The organism is Bacillus sp. A015, assembly GCF_053851875.1.
The window spans coordinates 24,994-45,394 of the sequence record NZ_JBSPZB010000005.1; the positions used below are offsets into that span (position 1 = coordinate 24,994).

The following is a 20,401-nucleotide window of genomic DNA, read 5'->3' on the forward strand; positions in this document are numbered from 1 at the left end:
CAACGGGCAGCTTGATAGACGCAAGGCTACCCGCGTTCGATGTTTATTTTGAGTGATTCGCTTTGATTTGAGAGTCGATTTGTTTGACCGCATCATCAAATGCCTTTTTCACATCTGTACGGCCGGTCGCAATCAGCCCTAATGCGCTGTCAATCGGCTTCCACACCTCTGCCATTTCTGGGTTGTTCGGTGTCAGCGTGGCATATTTCGTTTGTTTTGAAACAGCATCCGCATTTGCGTTTTCAGTAATGATTGGATCTTTCATCAGCTTTTTCACTGGTGGAATTTCCTCTGTTACTTCAAAGCGCTTCTTCGAATTTTTTTCGTTCGTGATAAACTCAACAAATTTCTCAGCAAGTTCTTTATTTTTAGAATAAGAGGAGACGTTGTAGCTCTTCACACCTAAGAATGAGCTCATATGTTTTCCATTAGGGAGTGTTGGCAGTTCGGTCACGCCATAGTCAATACCAGCTTCTTTATATGGACCAAATGACCACGGACCAGAAATAATAGCCGCTGCCTTTTTCTCTGTGAATAAGGAGTTGAGGACGTTGATACCTTGTTCACCAATGATGCCTTTCGGGAAAAGCCCTTCGCTAAAGAATTTCTGAATGTACTCTCCGCCTTCGATGGCGCCATCGTTATTCAGACCGATATCATTGACATCATAAGAGCCATCGCTTTTCTGTTTGAAAATATAGCCCCCTGATCCGCCTAACACACTTTGTGCGTAGTAAATTTCATCCCATTTCGCGACAAAACCGTATTTACCGTCCTTTGTCAGCTTTTTCGAAAGATCATACCAGCCATCAAGTGTAGTTGGTGCCTTTTTCACAAGATCTTTGTTATAAAAAAGCACGGTGGTTTCAACAGATTTTGGCAGACCATACAGCTTGCCATTCACCGTTTGTGATTGAATAGATTCGTCTGTGAAGGAATCAATCACTTTTTGATCTGGTTTGATTTCCTGTAATAGCCCCTCCGTTACAGCTGATCCAATTTGATCGTGAGGCATGGTGATCACATCTGGACCTGTCCCTGCCGCCCCATCAAGACGGAGAGCTTCTAATTGGTCAGCATACGCTTTTTCGACTACTTTGATTTTCACATCGTTTTGTTTTTCGAATTCTTTTACAGCGTCTTGAATCCCATCAGACTTTTTGACATCCTCCCACACTAGCAAGGTCTTTGTACCTGTAGATGCCGGCTGTGTGCCGCTTGAATTGTCATCTCCTGGTCCGCATGCTGAAAGCAGCAGCACAGCAGCACCAACGACTGCCGATAATATCGCCCATTTTCCCTTTTTCATTGTAATCCCCTCTCGTTCTTTTTTCACAGATAATAAGAAAACGCTTTCTTAATGTGAGAATATCAACTTAAGTAAAAAAAGTAAACATATTTTATTAAATTTATTAAGTAAAATATTTTACTGGTTTAGAGAGAAAAGAAGCCCTCCACATTGGGCGGGGCTTCTAGCTGTTTATATGGTGCTTTTCCGAAAGACAGGTTCTGAGGCAATCAGCACGGTTTTAGGTAATGTTCTGCCGTCAACAAGTCTTTCTAAAAGTAAATCGACCGCTGTCTCACAAAGTAAAGATGTATGGATATGATAGGTTGTGAGCGGTGGTGAGACATATTGAGAGACGTGAATATCGTTGATACTAAAGACGCTGACGCGATTCGGCAGGGAAAATCCGCGCTCATTTAATGCTTGTAAACAGCCAATGGCAAGGGGATCACTTGCGACACAAAAGGCGGTGGGCAGATCATCACCGAGCTCGTCGATCGCCTTCATCATGAGCGAATAGCCCTCATCTACAGAGAAATGGTGACCGATATAGACCAATCGCTCATCCAGCTCATTGTTTGCCGACATGTACTCGCGGAAGGTCGTTTCACGAATATCTGGAATGTGCATATTTGTATTGAGATCAAGGTCTGTCCCCCCAATGAATCCGATCGATTTGTGCTGTTTTTCGATAAAGGAATCAATGATCTTTTCAACAATTCGTTTCAGGTTTGGTTTTACAGAATCAAAGCGGTCTTCATCTGGAGACGTATCAATAAAGACGATGTGATGTGTAATCGCATATAATTGGTCAAGCTCTGACTTTTTAAATCGGCCGATAGCAATGATCCCCTCTGTAGAAGGATCAATGGAGTGTAGACCATCAGTTGGATTGTAAGCGGTGACATTTAAACTCCGGGTATTAGTGAGTTCCTCAATGCCTAGACGAATGGATTTAAAATAAATATCTTCAAGCTCTTCCTTTTCGGTCATCCAATAGAGAAAGGCGATTTTTTTTAAGGAATGTTTGAATGTCTTTTTTTGATAGGATAAAGCCTCCGCGGCGGCGTATACTTTTTCACGTGTTTGATCCGTGACAGAAAGATTCGGATCTTGGTTCAGTACGCGAGACACAGTCGCAATCGATAATCCAGCTTTTTTAGCAATATCTTTTATTTTTGCTGCCAAATCAGCACCTCCTATAGAAAATATCTCCTCTCAGTATAGAGTCTTTAAAAAAATTAGTAAATATTTTTATTAAATTGTTTTCGTTTAGGTGGTTCTTTACGAGCTGGAAAGGAATTAGTAAGATATATGTAATGAAGGTGTTGGATTAAGATTTCTGATAGGAGAGGGACAGATGTATTATGATGCACTGAAGACTTTTGTGACAGTCGTGGAGGAGAAAAACTTCACAAAAGCAGCCCAGAAGCTGCGGATTTCTCAGCCGAGTGTCAGTCTTCATATTAAGAACTTGGAGCAGGAATTCCAGACCGTTCTGCTCAATCGTTCGCCAAAGCAATTAACCGTTACACCAACTGGGGATATGTTATACCATCGTTCAAAACAAATCATTCGTTTATATGAACAGGCGAAGCAGGATATTTATGAGCATCATCATCTGGCAAGAGGGAAGCTGACGATTGGAGCGAGCTTCACGATTGGTGAGTACGTGCTGCCGCAAATATTGGCGGAGTTTCATCAGCTCTATCCGCATGTTGATATTGAGGTGGTCATTGATAATACAGAGGCAATCGCAAGACATGTCCGTTTGTTCCATGTCGATATCGGTCTCATTGAAGGACAGACAAATGACAAAGAACTTTCTGTGGAAACCTTTCTAGAGGATGAACTCTACATCGTTGCCCCATTAGACCACCCGTTTGCAAAGAAAAAGGATGTCACGATTGATCAATTGCAAAACGAAACATGGATCACGAGAGAAGAGGGATCAGGGACCGGAGAATACTTACAGCACGTCCTGAAATCAAATGGACTGAAAGCGCGGACCTTTGTGACATTTAGCAGCAACCAGGCCATCAAAGAGGCTGTCATTCACGGGATGGGGCTGTCTGTTTTATCTAAATATGTTCTCCAGCGAGGCAGCATTGGCGGGGAATTGGCTGTCATTTCTGTGAGGGGAATGGACTTTAAACGGAAATTTTCCTATGTCGAATCACCGATGACAGGCGGGAATAAAAATAAGGAATTGCTTGTTGAATTGTTAAGGAAAGAGAGAAAAGACGCTTCTCCGCAATAGGAGAAGCGTCTTTTTTTATAATCCTTTGATGTTTATTTCATCGACTGGAAGGAAGATTTCACCTGTATCTGTGTACTTAATGGTGACTTGATCCCCTTCTTTTAAGTAAATAATAAGAGGCTCTTTTTCAGATGACATGGTGTAATTTTTCCCATCGTCGAGCAGGAAGGTGACGGTTGTATCATCACCGGTCTTTTCCTTATACACTCTCTTCACTTTGCCTGTCGTATCTTTCTTTTCTTGCTTAGATGAACTGTTGACGGTACCGCCGCCCTTTTGAAGAGCTGTTTTATAGGCTCTTAGTGCTTCGTTTGGTGTTGAAGCGTACGCAGAGATTTCAGGGTTGGCCGCAGAGACAATAAAGTAGTTTTGCAGGAACCCATTTGAATCGAGAACAGGTGTGAGCCAGCTGGCTTCTCCATAGAAATTATAAAGAATCGGCATGCTCCCTTTCCATTTCTTCTCGATGAATCGTTTCTCAATAATTTGCAAAGCTCCTTGAGAATCCATATAAGACTCTTCAAGATTCCCGGTGTAATACGTGGCCTTTCCTGTTCGGGCATTTGTCAGGGCATACCCGAGCATGGAATCAACGCCCTCTTTCGGACTTGTGAAATCGGTGAAGTAATACATCTCTCCTTTTGAATCAAACACTGGACTCACATTGGCTTCTGTCCCCTCGTCTGAAGGCAGCTTCACATCCGATTTTCCAAACATACTGTTCCAGAAACCGTGAACATAGTTTCCGAAATAACTGTTTTGCAGACTAATCGCCTCTGGTGAAACAGCACCATCGATAAAGGCAGGTACTTGATCTAAGGAGTATTTCTTCGTTGCGCCAGTTTTGGCATCAACAACGACCACGCCTGACGCTTTAAAGCCGTTTCTGGCAGAGATGAAATCGCCATACGTTTGAATGTAATAAGGCTTGCCATCATCATTGATTTCCAGCTGAGTGTCTCCATAGAAAATCAAATCTGGATACTGGAGACGGATATGCCGCTCAATTTCTTTGTTGAAATAGGAGGAAGGTGTATAGACCATCTCTGTTTTCACAAACTTTGGATTAGCAGATGAGTCGGTCGCACTTAATGTAAAGTAACCCGGCGTACTGCCTGAACGAATCCATTTAAAGAAATCCGAGAATTCCACTGGTGCGATGTACACATACTCACCATTGACCTTCTGAATTTGCAAGCTGCCAAGCTCGTAGTAGCTTGTGTTTGGCACCTGTCCGAACGATTTCTTCATTTTATTGCGAGCAAATTGAGGCGGTACACTCGCAGGTGTTTCTGTCTCATCGAACGCTTTGATTTCCACTTTTTGCTCCATTTTGGAGACATCGAATTTCTCATTCGCATTGAATAGAAAAGCTGTCGCCATATAAACACCAAGCAGCAAAAGAATAAGGAACAACACGCCTTTGATCTTCCGCTCCAATCCGACTGACAAAAAGGCGCCTGCTGCTGTTACAACAAGTCCAATCAGCCATAGGGATGAAGGGTTACGGTCTAAATTGGTCATGTAATAGAAAACAAAAATACCGATCATGAACAGCAAAGCAAGGCCTGCAATCCACATAAGAGGAACCTGCTGTTCCGTCCCTTTCTTTCTAACGATCAACCTGAGCGGTGTGAGCAAAAGGGTCAAGACAAGACCGATCACAACCGAAAATAACAAAATATATCCCACAAACAAATCTCCTTTCAAATCAATCACTCTTTTAGTATATACGAGTGAGGCGGGGAAAAGATTCATCGGTCTGAAGGTTCATTTAAATGCCGATCGAGTTGATGGCGGATTGAACATCTTCTTTCAGTTCGAAAAACGTGAGTCTTTGTTCGATTTTTTCTATTAATGCGTCAATGGCTTGACCTGACATATGCGTGTGAATTTGCTTTTTATGTTTATAGACTTTGATCAGAAGTTCATCAATCAGATCTAAAATTTCTCCCGCTTCTTTTTGGTCTTCTGCAAATTCATGTTGAAGCTGATGCCGGATGGCTCTGATTAGTGCTGTTTTCTGTTCTTCTTTGATCTTTGCTTTTAAAGCAGCCAGCTCTGCTGGTGTCATATCTTCTGTATGAAAGTTTGTTTGAGAAAAGACGGAGCTTGATGTATGCGTATCTGTCATTCGTTGCAAAAAACGATCTGCATCTGTTGGTTGTTTCTTTGAAAATTCCATTCTTCGTTCTCCTTAAGAAATGCCCATATTCTTTGCAAGGGCTGTATCCGCATCGTGGTATTGTTTCCCTAGCTGGCTCATATCATCTGATAGTGAGTCGAGCCATCTCTTCATATTCATCGCGTTATCAATGGCTGTATCATACTTTTTGACTGAATAGAATTCATTTTCAAGGCCCTCTGTTTTTAAGTGGCGAATGACAGCATCAACGTCTGAAGCCGTCAGCTGGTCATACGAACCAAAGCCAACAATTTGTTTGTATCTTGAGCGTACCCGTTCCACAGATTGATCCACTTTGTCATCTAGTTTCTCGATGTTTTGAATGATTTGCTGCATATTGTGCTCGGCATATGTCGAGAATTTACGCCCTGTGTTCATGAGAACATGAGACTTAATTAAAATAGCCACCACGCTTTGTGGATGAACATTCGACTGGCTCAACTGATGTAACATGGCTGTGGTGAGAGAAGGGTTTTTTCGTAACATATCATCAATGGTTTGAACGGAGCCATCTGACGAAAATGCATACCTGTCTAAGCCATGACTGCCAGCGAGGGCTTCAAGGAACAAATTCGCATCCAGTGAAGGATTCACACTCATTGCCCGATTGAGGAGGTCTTTCATGATTTGGACGGCTTTTGAGGAGTCCTCGGAGTAATCGACACCTTCAGGAAGAGCGCATCATACATGACTTTCACTTGACCAATTTCTGTCGTATGTCGATTTAAAAGAGAAAGCCCGTCGTTTAGATTGATATATTCTGTTAATCTACTGCGGTAATCGCCTTTTAGTGCTCTGGCTTGTAAACCATCTGATAGATTTGGGTAAATATTTGGATTCTCAAACGTCATGCCGCCTTTAATAAAGTCATTTTTCACAAGAACATAGGAAGCATTAGACCCGCCGAGTGAATGCCCTGTGACATACATCTTGGCATTCGGCATTTTCTTATGTATCTCTTTTGCATAACGATCTGCTTGAACCATTTGATTCTCTGCGCCGTGTTCAAAAGGGATATTTTTAATCAGATACTTTGTATCTGAAATCATCCAATCTTGAACAATTTCATTTGTATAGGTCGTTGTCCCTGTCGCCACCTTCGTCGTAACTTCCTTTGACGTCTGTGACTGACGAAAAGGAGGCAGCTTCGTCAAAATGGTAGAAAGAAGATCATCTGACTCTTTTTTTCCATGTTTTTTAATGGTATCTTTATATTGGCCTGCGCCAATCGGTTCTGAACCGCGGTAAGCGATGACTGCGTTTTTGATTTTGTGGAGGTCTTTGCCATTGTTAGAAATACGATAATCCTCTCTTGAGACAAGGGTTAGTGCATTAAGGCCGTTTTTGGTTTCTTTGTAGTCAATTACGTGCATGATTTTTCCGTCGTCTAATTTAATTATTTTGGATGCGTTATAATTTTCTATTTTATAGGATTCTTCTGATATTAAGATATAGTCTTGATCGTTAAGTTGAAATTGAGATATTTTTTTAGACAAAAATGTCACTCCTGTAATATTTATCTTAATAATTATATTATAGAGCTTGATAAATTTCTATTGTAAGTGTGGGGAGATTAAGCCCATGATTAAAAATTTATAAAGGTGGATATTGTTACTAATGAAGAATACAGTAAAGCTTTTAATTGTTTTGGCTATCATAATAATTATTTCAATATCTGCGATAATTTCTCAAAATAAAAAACTAAGTAAGCCAAATGATTCAGGAGGAAAGAATACCGTGCAAGAAAAAGAGAAAAGTGAACAACAAAAGGCAGAAGAATTCGCAAAGAAAATGAGACCGAAAATCGAAAAAGATTTACATGAAATGGATATACATCATTTTATAAAGGATATTACTTTTGAAAATGAAGTGACGATTAGTCCAATGGGCTTTATTGTAGTTAGAGGATATGTGAATGATGATCCAAAAAAATTCAATTTCTCCGCTTCATTAAAGTATAGAACAAATGAAATAGGTTCAATGAGTTATTCATCTGAGCTAGGGGATCGTTTTGAGAATTGGGATGATTTTGATCCTCAAGTGAAAGAAGATTTTCTAAATAGCCTTTCCGAAAAAGAACGCGAACAATATCTCAAAGACATTGGAGAAAAAGAGTAAAACAGGTACTAGCTTACCTGTTCAGATTAAAGAGAAAGTGGGGGTTTTCAAGACAAGGTGTCAACAAAGCCCTCATTTTTGTCTTTTTAACTGTTCACGAAACGATATATGGTGTTTTTCGCTTTCGTTACATTCAATATACGGTGTATCTAGACCTTCAAAAAAACTGTCGAGATTTTCTCGACAGCCTGAACAGGTACTAGCTTACCTGTTTTTATTTTGTCAAATTCAATAGTCGGCTGTTTAAAGTTCATTAAGGAGTTTTGTCTTTTATGAGAAATACAATGAAACTTTCTATTGATTTATCAGATCGTTTTATAGACTGGGATGAATATAAAGGTGAACCTAAAGTGATAGAGGATTATCTTAAAAGTTTTACCGAAAAAGAACGAGAACAGTATCTAAAAGACATCGGCGAAAAAGAGTAAAACAAACGTCAAAAAGATATTTATTCCCTAAATTGATGACAGAGGGATATGCTATCATTCCCCTAACAACACTTTCAATTAAGGGAGAGATTTCAGCCATGGCAAATACAAAGAAATTGATCTTAGATGTGGATACTGGAATAGATGATGCGATTGGTATTTTGCTTGCAGTTAAAAGTAAGCAGTTTGATATTTTGGGGATTACAACAGTGTGCGGGAATGTGTCTGTTGATGCGGCTACATTGAATACGTGTAAAGTGCTGGAGTTGGTTGAGGCAGATGAAATCCCTGTCATTAAAGGTTCAGCGACTCCTCTTTTAAGAGCACCTCATTATGAACACAGGGTTCACGGGGAGGATGGAATAGGAGGTGCTTTAAAGGATGCCCAGCCTAAGAAGACAGCAGATGCTGGTTTCGCTCCTGATTTTATCATTGAACAGGTGCTTCAGTATTCGCAGCAGGTCACGCTTGTGTTGACAGGACCTTTAACAAATTTAGCCCTTGCGGTGAAAAAATGCCCTGAGCTGATTCATCACGTCAAAGAAGTCATTTTTATGGGTGGTGTCGTGCAGGGACAGGGGAACGTTACACCTATTGCGGAATTCAATACATATGCAGACCCAGAAGCGGCGAAAGTGGTGCTTGAGGCTGGGTTCCCTTCATTGACTCAAGTTGGATTAGATGTCACAAGGCAGGTCTTGTTAACGGATGAAAAAATCGACGCCATTCAGAATGAAGCTTTGGCGAGTTATATAAGAGAGAGTACATGCATTTACCGACAGCGTTATTTTGAACGGAATGGTGTGTGGGCGTGTGCGATGCATGATCCGCTTGCTGTGAGTCTTGCGATTGACAAGCAGCTGGTGAGCACACAGGATTTTCATGTAGACGTGGAGACGAAGAGTGAGTTTTGTGATGGTCAGATGATATGTGATTTTCAGCATCAATGGGAGAAAGAGCGCAACGTCCAAGTATGTATGGATGTAGATGCTGAGGCTTTCTTTGAATTATTGATCCAAGTCATGAATTCTTAAAAAAGAAGTCTGTGCAAACAGGATTCTTTTTTATAAGATGGGAACATGAGGAAATGTATGCGCTCACATTAATGAGAAAGGAGTGAAGTCGATTGGCTTCTGTCAGTTTAAGTAGTATTGAAAAGATACGGGCAGCAAGCAGAGGATTGCCGCCAAAGTTGAAAGCAATTGCAGAACTTATTACGAGTGAACCCCGCGACATCATCCATTTGTCTATTGTAGAGCTTGCCAAAAAGACAGCGAGCTCAGAGGCAACGATTTTTCGTCTCTGTAAAAGGCTTGGATTTGAGGGTTATCAAGATTTGAAGATTGCTATTGCCCAGGAAATAGATCAAGCAAAGCCTGATTATGTAGATGAAGAGATGAGTCTTGACGATGATACCGCTGTTTTTATGCAAAAGGTATTTCAGGCGAATATAACTGCATTAAAGGATAGTTTTCAATTGTTGAATCCAGAAGATGTAGAAAAAGCCATACAATTAATCCATGAAGCTGAGCGCTTAGAGTTTTATGGGAGCGGTGGGTCTGGTCTCATCGCCACAGATGCTTTTCACAAATTTATGAGGACAGGCATCAATTGTATTGTTCATACAGATTCTCACTTTCAAGCAATGTCGGCAGGTCTGCTTGATCAAAAGAGCACAGTGCTCGGTATATCTCATTCTGGTCGAAATAAAGATTTACTTGATGCGATGAAAACAGCCAAGGAAAAAGGAGCGAAAACCATTGGCATTACAAGCTACCAGCGCTCGCCATTGAGTCAGCTTGCAGATGTTACTTTGTATACATCGACGCAAGAAACGGCATTTCGAACAGAAGCGATGTCTGCAAGGCTTGCTCAGCTCACTGTCATTGACGTCCTATATTTTGCACTTGCGCATTTAAGACAGCAGGAAACTTTAACAAACTTAAAGCAAATGAGAGAAACCATTTCTCAAAAAAGGGTGTAATGGTTTCAAAAATAAATTTTTCTATTAGTGAAAAATGCTGTTGTGGTAACGTTTCTGAGGTTTTAAATGAAAATTATTTTCTTTTTGATTGTTGAATGTCGAAAAAAATATTCCTATAATGGGATTTATCAGGTACACCGGCACCACGACATTTTATTTCAAATCAATGATTGGGCGTGATACAGATGAAGGGGAACCAGGCGGTAATTGGTTTGGATATTGGCACAACTAGTACAAAGGCGGTTCTGTTTGGACCACAGGGGAAAGTGATAGCAAAGCATTCGATTCCTTATGATCTCATTCAGCCCCAGCCAGCATGGATTGAGCAGGATCCTGAACACATATTAGAAGCCGTCATTGCGAGTGTAAGAGGCGCATTGACGAAAGCAGCATTTGATGTAAAGAATCTCATAGGCGTCGGGATTAGTACGGCGATGCATTCCTTAATTGTGATGGATGAGGATGGCAAGGCTTTAACGAACAGTATCATTTGGGCAGATAACAGAAGTGCAGAACAAGCGAAACGAATCATTACGGACATGGATGGCTTTCAAATTTATAAAAGAACCGGCACACCAATCCATCCAATGTCACCGCTTTCAAAAATACGATGGATAAAGGAAATGACGCCTGATGTCTTCAAGCAGGCAGCAAAATTTATTTCCATAAAAGAATATATTCTCTATCATTTCTTCGGTCAGTATGTGGTTGATTATTCAATCGCTTCAGCAACAGGACTGCTTCATTTGGAAACGCTTCAATGGGACGAGAAGGCACTTTGCATTGCTGGAATTGAGGAAAATCAGCTGTCTGAACTTGTCCCGACGACGCATCAGCTGAGAGGGCTTCAGCCAGAGATTGCGCTGCGAATGGGCATTGCAGAAGATACACCTTTTGTCGTTGGTGCGAATGATGGTGTTCTAGCAAATCTAGGTGTCGGTGCGATTGGTAAAGGAGAGGTGGCTGTCACGATTGGGACAAGCGGTGCAGTCCGTACAGTCGTAGATAAGCCAATCACAGATGAGCAATCAAGAACGTTTTGCTATGCGCTGACGGACAAGCATTGGGTGGTAGGAGGACCGACCAATAATGGCGGAATTATGCTGAGATGGCTTAAGGATGAATTTGGTTCTTCAGAGGTAGAGGTTGCAAAGCGTCTTGGTGTGGATCCTTACGATCTCATGATTGATATTGCGGAAAAGGTGCCAGCTGGCTCAGAGGGACTGCTGTTTCTACCATTTTTAACAGGTGAACGTGCACCTTATTGGAATCCAAATGCGAGAGGCACTTTTTTTGGTATCGGCCTTCAGCATAAACGGGAGCATTTTATTAGAGCTGTATTAGAAGGCGTTATTATGAGTGTTTTCTCGATCGGTGTTGCATTAAGAGATTTAACTGGTTCAGCAAAGGATGTCCGGGCTTCGGGGGGGTTTGCAAGATCTCCGCTATGGCGGCAAATTTTAGCGGATACGATGGGCAGAGAAGTACTTGTTCCAGAAAGTTATGAGGCTTCGGCACTTGGGGCGGCTGTCCTCGCACTTCATAGTTTAGGTCATATGGAAGAGATGGAAGAGGTTCAAGAGTGGATTCGGATCTCTGCCCGTCATGAACCAAATATGAAGAACAATGAGACATACATAGAGCTGTTTTATTTATATGAGCGTCTCTATGACAAACTGAAGGATGAATTTGATGTCATTAGTGCGCTGCAATTAAAACAAAATCGTTAAACATCAGGGGAAAGGTGGGAAAACATGCTTTTATTCATCGTGATTGCGGCGATTGTCCTTTTACTCATTCTCATTACAGTCGCTAAGTTGAATCCGTTTGTGAGTTTAATTATTACCTCTATGCTTGTCGGCTTTGCCACAGGGATGGATTTGCAGGAAATCATTCAATCGATTAAAACGGGATTAGGAAATACTTTATCATTGCTGGCGATTGTTCTTGCGCTTGGAACCATGCTTGGGAAAATGATGGCTGAATCAGGGGGAGCTGAACGGATTGCTCAAACGTTAATCGGCCGATTTGGGACGAAGAATGTGCATTGGGCGATGATGTTCGTTGCCTTTATCGTGGGGATACCCGTGTTTTTCCAGGTCGGATTCGTTCTTCTCATTCCTTTACTTTTTACCATTGCGATTGAAACAGGCATATCGCTCGTGACGATTGGGCTTTCGTTAATCGCTGGATTGTCTGTTGTGCATGGTCTTGTGCCGCCTCATCCAGCTGCAATGGCAGCAGTGGGCATCTATCATGCCAACGTGGGGAAAACCATCTTCTTTTCCATTATTGTCGGTTTGCCGACAGCTATCATTGCTGGACCGCTATATGGAAAGTGGATTGGCAAACGGATACATAAGCCAGTTCCAGAGATGCTCAGAAAACAATTCACTGAACGAAATGAAGATCGAAAGCTTCCTGGCTTTGCGAATACGATGTTTACCATTTTGGTGCCGGTGATTCTCATGCTGCTTGCCACATTGGCGGATATTATTTTGCCAGAGGAAAGTATTTGGTTTCAGGTGTTCAAGTATATCGGAGATCCAATTACAGCCCTGCTGATTGCAACGGTGTATTCTTTCTTCAGCCTCGGCTTTATGCAAGGGATGAGCCGTGACCGGGTGCTTTCCTTTAGTAATGAGTGCTTAGGACCGATCGCATCCATTTTGCTTGTCATTGGAGCAGGCGGGGCCTTCAATAATGTGCTCATCGATTCGGGTGTTGGTGATTATATTGCTGATTTAGCCAAACACTCGCCAATCTCACCGATTTTGCTTAGCTGGCTGATTGCTGCGGTCATTCGTGTGGCAACAGGATCTGCTACGGTATCCATGATGACAGCAGCTGGTATTGTAGCCCCAATTGCTGCATCCATGCCGGATGTGAGCAGAGAGCTTCTTGTGTTAGCAACAGGAGCGGGTTCGTTGATTTTGTCTCATGTCAATGACTCGGGTTTTTGGCTGATTAAAGAGTATTTTGGTATGACCATTAAAGAGACGTTTTTGACATGGACTGCTATGGAGACGATTATTTCCGTTAGTGCCATTGCATTTATTATGATCATTAATATGTTTATATAGCGAACGCAACAGCCTAGTTCTCCGGAATTGGGCTGTTTTTAGCTTGTTGCGATGCCACTTTTTTCGGATTGGGGTAAAATAATGTTATTGAGATGTGGGAGGCGGATACGATCGAACCATTAAAACATGTATATCATGAATTATTTATTCAAGAATTAGCGGAGAAACTAGCACAAGAGTCGACTGTATTTGATGCTGTTGAATTCCAGCGGCTCGTGCTTCAAGAGGGTTGGCAGCAGCTCGAGCTAAAAGGACGGATGAGAAGAGTCACTGAATCGATGCATGCCTGTCTGCCTGAGGATTATGAGCAGGCAATTGAAGTGCTGCGTCAGGTAGCACCGCATTTTTCAGGACTTAGTGCGCTCGTATTTCCAGACTACGTCGAGACGTACGGTCTGGCACATTGGGATATCTCGATTAAGGCGCTCGAATTCTTTACACCTTTTTCCACTTCTGAATTTGCTGTTCGGCCATTTCTGATTCAAGATCAAGACAACATGCTGGCGCAGATGCTGGTGTGGTCACAGGATCAAAATGAGCATATCCGCCGGCTGGCTAGTGAAGGATGCAGACCACGTTTGCCATGGGGGGTATCTGTTCCTGCGCTTAAAAAGAATCCTTCGGTTACACGGCCTATTTTGGAAAACTTGAAATCGGATCCGGCGAGGTATGTGCAAAAAAGTGTAGCGAATCATTTAAATGATATTTCCGCAATTCAGCCTGATCTGATGAAGCAAACGGTCAAAGGCTGGTATGGAACCAATGAACATACGAACTGGATTGTCAAACATGCATCCCGTACATTACTAAAAAAAGGCGATCCAGATATTATGGCCATGTTTGGCTATGGAGACGATCCGTCCATTCAAGTAACAGATTTAAAGGTAGCGCAACATTCTATTCGAATTGGAGAAAAAATGGCCTTTCATTTTACTCTTCAGGCTGATAAGCCACTAAAGCTGCGCGTAGAGTATGCCATTGATTACGTTAAAGCTCGGGGTACCCGCAATCAAAAGGTATTTAAAATCACAGAATTTGAAACAGGCTCAGCGATACGTAGAGAATTCGTCAGGTCCCAGTCTTTTCAAAATATGACGACGAGAAAGCATTATGCGGGAACCCATACTTTATCGATTATCATCAACGGTGTCCCAAAAGCGTCGGTTGATTTTGAAGTGACAGAAGACAGCAGCTCATGAAAAAAACCCGCCTCTATGGCGGGTTTTAGCGTTTAAGCCTTCTTTTTCATTAAGAATGAAGCAATAATGGCAGCGACTAAGAAACCGATGCTAATAATCGAGCTAGGCAAGTTTTCTTGTCTGAATAGGAACATAACAAAACTCACACTTAGTACAAGACCTGCAAATAACGTCAAATACGGAAACAGCCAAACCTTGAAATATGGCTCCTGTGGATATGTTGGACGCAGTTTCAAATGTGCCATACAAATGCTGATCCAAATAAGGGAAACAGCAAAACCAGGAATAGCCAGCATATAACTAAAAATTTGCTCTGGATATAAGTAAGCAAAGAATGTTCCGATTAGAAGAAACAGAACGGTTACCCATAAACTCAAAATAGGTACGCCTCTTTTATTGACCTGTGCCAGCTTTTTCGGACCGCCGTCTGATTTAGATAGAGAATGAATCATTCTCGTCGTCCCATAAATTCCAGAATTGGCCGCAGATAGAACGGCTGTAATCAATACGAAATTAATGAAGTGAGAGGCGCCTTGCATACCAGCAGCAGAGAAGACTTGGACAAAAGGGCTGTTATTTGGATCGATTTGATTCCAAGGAATGAGACCGCAGATAATCAAAATTGGCAATGTGTAAAATAAAATAATACGCCACATCATACTTTTGACAACACTAGGTAAGACCTTCTCCGCATCCTTTGTTTCTGTAATGGTCAGCCCGATCAATTCAGAGCCCCCATAAGAGAAAATAACCACTAATAAAGATGCAAAGATCGCGCCCCATCCGTTCGGGATGAAGTTTTGATAATTGGTGAGAGCAGGTGTGCTTTGTTCGTTCGGAATGATCCCAAATAATAATGCTGCACCGAGAATAATAAAGACAATAATAACGAAAATCTTCATTCCAGCGAACCAAAACTCAATTTCACCAAAATATTTTACATTATTTAAGTTAATTCCGATGACTAAAAGCGAGCAAAGTAAACATAGTGACCATAGCGGCACGTTCGGCATCCAATATTGGAGCAGGCTGCCTGCTGCAATGATCTCGATGACACACACAGTGAGCCACATAAAACAGTAAACCCAGCCGACTACAAATGAAAAACGTTGACCAAGCGCAATCTGTATAAGGTCGCGAAGGTTATTCCCCGGATAGACAATGGCCATTTCAGCCAAGGCTGCCATGACAATGAGAAGTAGCAATCCGGCAAATACATAGGAAAAGATGACTCCAGGACCTGCTAAACCGATTGTATCGGCACTTCCTTTAAAGATTCCTGTACCAATGACCCCGCCCAACGCAATCATGCGAATGTGACGCGGCGATAAAAGCTTTTTTAATTCTTGTTGTTCCTGATTCGCGCTCATGTCGTTCTCCTTTTTTAAAAATGCTTATGTTCCATTTTCTTTTTTCAAGACGCCAGTGTCAATATAAAAAAAGAGATTTTTCAGACAAAATAGACGGTTTATTCTATCAATTTAGCTACTTATCTCCATAAATTCCTTCCTTAACCCAAAACCAAAATATGAAACCTCGTGAAAAAATGAACATTTTCCTTATTGATGACATAAACAATTGTCTGTTTTTGTCGATATATCATTTGCATTACTAAAGACCTAATAAAGGATTGTTTATAACTGTAAAATATTTCAAATATGTATGAAAGAGCTGAAAGGAGTTATTGAAGATGTTTATGAGAAAAGCAAATGATTCATCGTCGGGTATCCTTCTAAGTGAAAGCAGTCAATTAATAGAACAAATCGAGAAGGGAGATTTTTCAGGGAGACTAGATACTGCTGCGTTCTCTTCTAGTCAAACGATAGAAGCAGTGGCTCAAATAAATGAAGCTTTGCAAAAGATGCAGGAAGCGCATGAAAATATTCATATGCGTATGAATTTAGTGACAAAAGCTATTCAAGTTGGTTTATGGGATATGACGGTCGTAGCAGGAGATCCAGTGAATCCTAAAAATGAATTCACATGGACGGATGATTTTCGGAAAATGCTCGGCTTTCAAAATGAGCACGATTTTCCGAATGTCTTAGACAGCTGGGCATCTCGAATTCATCCAGATGAACAAGAATACACCTTGAATGGGTTCTCTACGCATTTATTGGATCATTCTGGTCGTACGCCATATGATATCGAATATCGCTTAAAGTTGAAAAACGGAGATTATCGCTGGTTCAAAGCAACAGGAACGACTATTCGTGATCGAAAGGGTGTACCTCTTCGTGTGGCGGGGGCTCTTTTTGATATTCATGATCAAAAATTGAAAGAAAAAGAGCTGCAAGCATTCGTGACAAGATATGACCTGATCAACCGTGCGCTTGTGGAAGCTCCTTGGGACATGGTCGTAGAGGCAGGAGATCCAGTCAATCCAAACAACGAATTCTGGTGGTCTCCACAATTTAGAAAAACGCTTGGCTTCACAGATGAAAAAGATTTCCCGAACGTGTTGAGCAGCTGGAGCGATCGTTTGCATCCTGAGGATCAAGAAATGGCCCTGCAAGCCTTTGCGGATCATTTAAATGACCACTCTGGGCGCACACCATTTGACATTGATTATAGATTGCAGAGTAAAAATGGCGAGTACCGCTGGTATCATGCGGGTGGTGAAACCATTCGTGATGAGAAAGGTGTACCTCTTCGTGTTGCAGGAACCATTCGTGATATCACTTTAGAAAAAAATAAAGAGAAAACAGCCAATGAAATGGCTTCTCAAGTAGAACAGCTTTCAAGTTCTATTAGTGAGATGGTATCGGGCATTAGCTCTGTTACAAACCAAGCGCAGGAACTTGCTGTAGCTCAAGAGCAGTCAACGTCTGCCGCAAATCTAGCGAAAAACAGTGCAGATGAGACGAAAAATATTTCTGACTTGATCAAAGAAGTGGCGAACCAAACGAACCTACTTGGTTTGAATGCTGCGATCGAAGCAGCTAGAGCTGGTGAGCAAGGACGAGGATTCTCAGTCGTCGCAGATGAAGTGCGTAAGCTGGCGCTGCATAGTGCCAATGCAACAGAAAATATTGAGTCTAGTTTAACTGAAATGAAAACGCAAATTGATGAAATTCTTGAAAACATCTCGAATATGACAGCTCTTACGCAAACACAGGCTGCTTTAACAGAGCAAGTAAATGCTTCAGTCGATGAAGTGAATCATATGTCTCAGCGTCTTGTGGCGTATTCAAAGAGTATTTAACCTTAAAACCGCCCTCTCGGTAGAAGGCGGTTTTTTGCTTAAGCATGATCTGCAGGGAAAACAATACCTGCATCTTTTCTAGCGGCTTCAAGGGCTTTCATGACAGAGAGACTTTCTTCAAGCCATGCATAGCACTGTTCATGATTGTCTGTTTCAATAATGTGCTGGAAAGCTTCTGCTTCATAAAACAGGCGGTTTGGATTCGTTTGTGCATTGAGTGAGATGACCTTGTCATCAACATGCAGCAGCACTTCCTCACAGCCATTGGCCCCATTTTTCACATGCATGAATCCTTTTTCTCCTTGAATCAATGCGAAGTTCATGCTGCTTGTATCCTTACTGCCGACACTTGTCGCAATAAAATCATTGTAAGTGAACGTCAAAACACCAGATGTGTCAATGCCGTTTGGATGGCGGTTGGCCTGGTAGCGAACCTGCTCCGGTGATCCAAAGAGATTCATGATGAAATGGACATTATAGATATTAATATCCATCAAGGCTCCTCCAGAGAATTCTGGGTTAAAGACATTCGGCGTTTCACCGGCTAGCAGCTGATTATATTTACTTGAATATTGACTATAGTTGCATTGGACCAGTTTGATTCTGCCTAATTGATGAAGGTGCTTTTTGATTAAATGATAGTTTGGCATATGAACGGTCGTAATGGCTTCAAATAGGAGGAGCTGCTTTTCCTTTGCGAGAGCGATTAAGGCTTCCAGCTCTTTCACATTAGAGGTGAAAGGCTTTTCGCAAATCACATGTTTTCCGTTCTTCAATGCAGCCGTGGCATGCTCGCTATGTAAACGATTCGGTGATGCGATATAAACAGCCTCTATGTGTGGATCTTCTAGCATAGCGGTTAAATCTGTATAAGTGGTTTGCACACCAAATTGATCTGCGAGTTTCTTTGCCGTTGCTTCCTTTCTTGAATAGACAGCGTGACAAGAGGCACCTTCCAGCTGTTCAATTGCCTGCAGAAAGCCTTCCACAATCACACCTGTTCCAATGGTTGCAATTTTCATTCTACTCAAAACCCCTTCCAAACTCGTTTGATGTCACGTAAAGCTGTCTCTAGTATACCTGATGTTTTCATAGAATGTGTACTCGTTAGCTAGGTGCATAGGGGTGCCAGTAAAGAATACCGGCACATCTTTGGGAGCCCTTACAATTAGCTGATGTTGGCTAATGTTTGTTTCGTTAACAATTGAATGGCGGCCTTCCTCTTTTTTAACTCATGGATGGATTTTTGAATATCTTCTACTTTTTGTTCGAGCAGCTGTTCAGCTTCTGTTTTGGACTGTTTCTCGAATAGTGACGTGATAATTTCGCGAATTTCTTTGAGTGAGAAATCTAGCTTTCTCGCTTCAGTGATAAAGGATAGCATGAGTACATAATTTTTATCATATAGACGATAGCCGTTATGCGCTCTTTTTGGTTCGGGGAGCACACCCTCATTTTCGTAAAAACGAATGGTTTCAATATGTACACCAGACATTTTCGACAATTTCCCTCTCGTAAATGTAATCATTACCTTCACCTCCTTTCTTTGCTATTCATCATACAATTAGAACTGCTAGTTTCAAAATATTCTATAGTAATTATTTATTCCTTTTGTTTCATTAAAAAAGGAGGTAAGTTCTCCTCAAAGCAGGATCAATAGAATACGTTATAATAGAGTAGGATAAAGTGATTTTTGTTACAGGTGGTAACAAGTAGACAGCTTGAGAAAAAAACGATAGGCTAAAATAGGTAAATAGTATGATGAAACATCATGTGATCATGTAGATGATTGCTCAAAATAGTGACAGCACGTTTTGCTGAGAAAAGGGGAGCAGTGAATGTATAAATTAGTCGCAATTGATATGGATGGTACGTTATTAAATGATCAGCATATGGTGCCAGATGAGGTGTTTGAAGCGATTCAACAGGCAAAGGCAGAAGGCGTTAAAATTGTTTTATGTACAGGCCGGCCGATTGGCGGGGTGCACCGCTACTTAAAAGAGCTTCAACTCGATCAAGAGGGAGATTATGTGATTGCCTATAATGGAGCGCTTGTACAAAATAGCCATACAAACGAAGTGGTGTCAGAACTGACTTTATCCTATGATGATTTGACCTCTTTATATGAACTGAGCCGTCAGCTGGACACGCCGATGCATTATTTCGATTCAGCTCATTTGTACACACCAAATCGCGATATTAGTGAATACACGGTACTTGAATCGTACTTAACGAAATTGCCGCTTAAGTATGTACCTGTCGAAGAGGCAGATCAATCAATGAGACTGCCGAAAATGATGTATATTGATCAGCCGGAACGTTTGGAAAAGACGATACAAGCCATCCCGTCTGAGGTGAAGGACAAATATATGATGGTAAAAAGCACGGATTTCTTCCTTGAAATCCTGCACCCTGATGTGAGCAAAGGAAATGCCGTGAAGCTTCTAGCTCATGAGCTGGGGATTTCTCGCGAAGAAGTCATGGCCATTGGTGACAACGGAAACGACGTGTCGATGCTGGAGTTTGCAGGCTGTGGCGTTGCCATGGGAAATGCCATTGATGATGTTAAAGCAGTAGCGGATGTTGTAACAAAATCCAATAATGAAGCCGGAGTGGCACATGTGCTGCATGAGCTAGTCCTAAGAAAATAA

Annotated in this window: 16 protein-coding genes and 2 pseudogenes; 10 read left to right on the forward strand and 8 right to left on the reverse strand. The window is 41.6% G+C overall.

The window, feature by feature from the left end; genetic code table 11:
* Positions 1-43: 43 nt before the first annotated feature.
* Positions 44-1,309 (reverse strand): extracellular solute-binding protein, encoded by a 1,266-nt coding sequence (locus tag ACSLGF_RS05880; RefSeq protein WP_456003328.1) that lies wholly within the window; start codon positions 1,307-1,309, stop codon positions 44-46.
* Between the two features lie 171 nt (positions 1,310-1,480).
* Positions 1,481-2,476, reverse strand: a complete 996-nt coding sequence (locus tag ACSLGF_RS05885; RefSeq protein WP_456003330.1) for a LacI family DNA-binding transcriptional regulator — start codon at positions 2,474-2,476, stop codon at positions 1,481-1,483.
* 172 nt (positions 2,477-2,648) lie between these two features.
* Between ACSLGF_RS05885 and ACSLGF_RS05890 the strand changes: the two genes are divergently transcribed.
* A complete protein-coding gene (locus ACSLGF_RS05890) occupies positions 2,649-3,548 on the forward strand; it encodes a LysR family transcriptional regulator (RefSeq protein ID WP_099727241.1) in 900 nt (299 codons plus the stop codon).
* Between the two features lie 15 nt (positions 3,549-3,563).
* Here ACSLGF_RS05890 and ACSLGF_RS05895 read toward each other — a convergent pair whose 3' ends face one another.
* The 3 genes and pseudogenes from ACSLGF_RS05895 to ACSLGF_RS05905 all read right to left on the reverse strand — a co-directional run bounded on the left by ACSLGF_RS05895 (position 3,564) and on the right by ACSLGF_RS05905 (position 7,238).
* Positions 3,564-5,240 carry a hypothetical protein gene (locus ACSLGF_RS05895; protein ID WP_456003332.1) on the reverse strand — a complete coding sequence of 559 codons (1,677 nt, stop codon included), beginning with the start codon at positions 5,238-5,240 and terminating at the stop codon, positions 3,564-3,566.
* An 82-nt stretch (positions 5,241-5,322) separates the two neighbouring features.
* Positions 5,323-5,733, reverse strand: coding sequence for a hypothetical protein (locus ACSLGF_RS05900; RefSeq protein WP_099727239.1), 411 nt, complete (start codon positions 5,731-5,733; stop codon positions 5,323-5,325).
* A 12-nt stretch (positions 5,734-5,745) separates the two neighbouring features.
* A pseudogene (locus tag ACSLGF_RS05905) lies at positions 5,746-7,238 on the reverse strand (lipase family protein).
* Between the two features lie 112 nt (positions 7,239-7,350).
* On the opposite strand from ACSLGF_RS05905, the gene ACSLGF_RS05910 reads away from it, so the two are divergent.
* The 7 genes and pseudogenes from ACSLGF_RS05910 to ACSLGF_RS05940 all read left to right on the forward strand — a co-directional run bounded on the left by ACSLGF_RS05910 (position 7,351) and on the right by ACSLGF_RS05940 (position 14,545).
* Entirely contained in the window at positions 7,351-7,851 is a 501-nt protein-coding gene (locus ACSLGF_RS05910; protein ID WP_327924937.1) for a DUF1433 domain-containing protein, read from the forward strand.
* Between the two features lie 299 nt (positions 7,852-8,150).
* A pseudogene (locus ACSLGF_RS05915) lies at positions 8,151-8,279 on the forward strand (DUF1433 domain-containing protein); the annotation flags it as partial.
* A 98-nt stretch (positions 8,280-8,377) separates the two neighbouring features.
* Complete coding sequence (locus ACSLGF_RS05920; protein WP_456003334.1) at positions 8,378-9,313, forward strand: nucleoside hydrolase; 936 nt, start codon at positions 8,378-8,380, stop codon at positions 9,311-9,313.
* Positions 9,314-9,405: 92 nt separating this feature from the next.
* Entirely contained in the window at positions 9,406-10,263 is an 858-nt protein-coding gene (locus ACSLGF_RS05925; RefSeq protein ID WP_456003337.1) for a MurR/RpiR family transcriptional regulator, read from the forward strand.
* A 185-nt stretch (positions 10,264-10,448) separates the two neighbouring features.
* Positions 10,449-11,993, forward strand: coding sequence for a gluconokinase (gntK, locus tag ACSLGF_RS05930; protein WP_456003340.1), 1,545 nt, complete (start codon positions 10,449-10,451; stop codon positions 11,991-11,993).
* 24 nt (positions 11,994-12,017) lie between these two features.
* Positions 12,018-13,346 (forward strand): GntP family permease, encoded by a 1,329-nt coding sequence (locus ACSLGF_RS05935; RefSeq protein WP_456003342.1) that lies wholly within the window; start codon positions 12,018-12,020, stop codon positions 13,344-13,346.
* Positions 13,347-13,438: 92 nt separating this feature from the next.
* Positions 13,439-14,545 (forward strand): hypothetical protein, encoded by a 1,107-nt coding sequence (locus ACSLGF_RS05940; protein ID WP_456003344.1) that lies wholly within the window; start codon positions 13,439-13,441, stop codon positions 14,543-14,545.
* Positions 14,546-14,577: 32 nt separating this feature from the next.
* On the opposite strand, the gene ACSLGF_RS05945 is transcribed toward ACSLGF_RS05940, so the two are convergent.
* A complete protein-coding gene (locus ACSLGF_RS05945) occupies positions 14,578-15,915 on the reverse strand; it encodes an amino acid permease (protein ID WP_456003346.1) in 1,338 nt (445 codons plus the stop codon).
* Between the two features lie 320 nt (positions 15,916-16,235).
* Between ACSLGF_RS05945 and ACSLGF_RS05950 the strand changes: the two genes are divergently transcribed.
* Entirely contained in the window at positions 16,236-17,750 is a 1,515-nt protein-coding gene (locus ACSLGF_RS05950) for a PAS domain-containing protein (protein WP_456003348.1), read from the forward strand.
* 38 nt (positions 17,751-17,788) lie between these two features.
* Here the strand turns inward: ACSLGF_RS05950 and ACSLGF_RS05955 are convergent, their stop codons facing one another.
* On the reverse strand, positions 17,789-18,772 hold the full coding sequence (locus tag ACSLGF_RS05955; RefSeq protein WP_456003351.1) for a Gfo/Idh/MocA family protein: 984 nt from the start codon (positions 18,770-18,772) through the stop codon (positions 17,789-17,791).
* A 146-nt stretch (positions 18,773-18,918) separates the two neighbouring features.
* The gene (locus ACSLGF_RS05960; protein ID WP_456003353.1) at positions 18,919-19,278 is read right to left on the reverse strand and encodes a MerR family transcriptional regulator; all 360 of its coding nucleotides are present in this window, start codon (positions 19,276-19,278) and stop codon (positions 18,919-18,921) included.
* A 310-nt stretch (positions 19,279-19,588) separates the two neighbouring features.
* On the opposite strand from ACSLGF_RS05960, the gene yidA reads away from it, so the two are divergent.
* Entirely contained in the window at positions 19,589-20,401 is an 813-nt protein-coding gene (yidA, locus tag ACSLGF_RS05965; protein WP_456003354.1) for a sugar-phosphatase, read from the forward strand.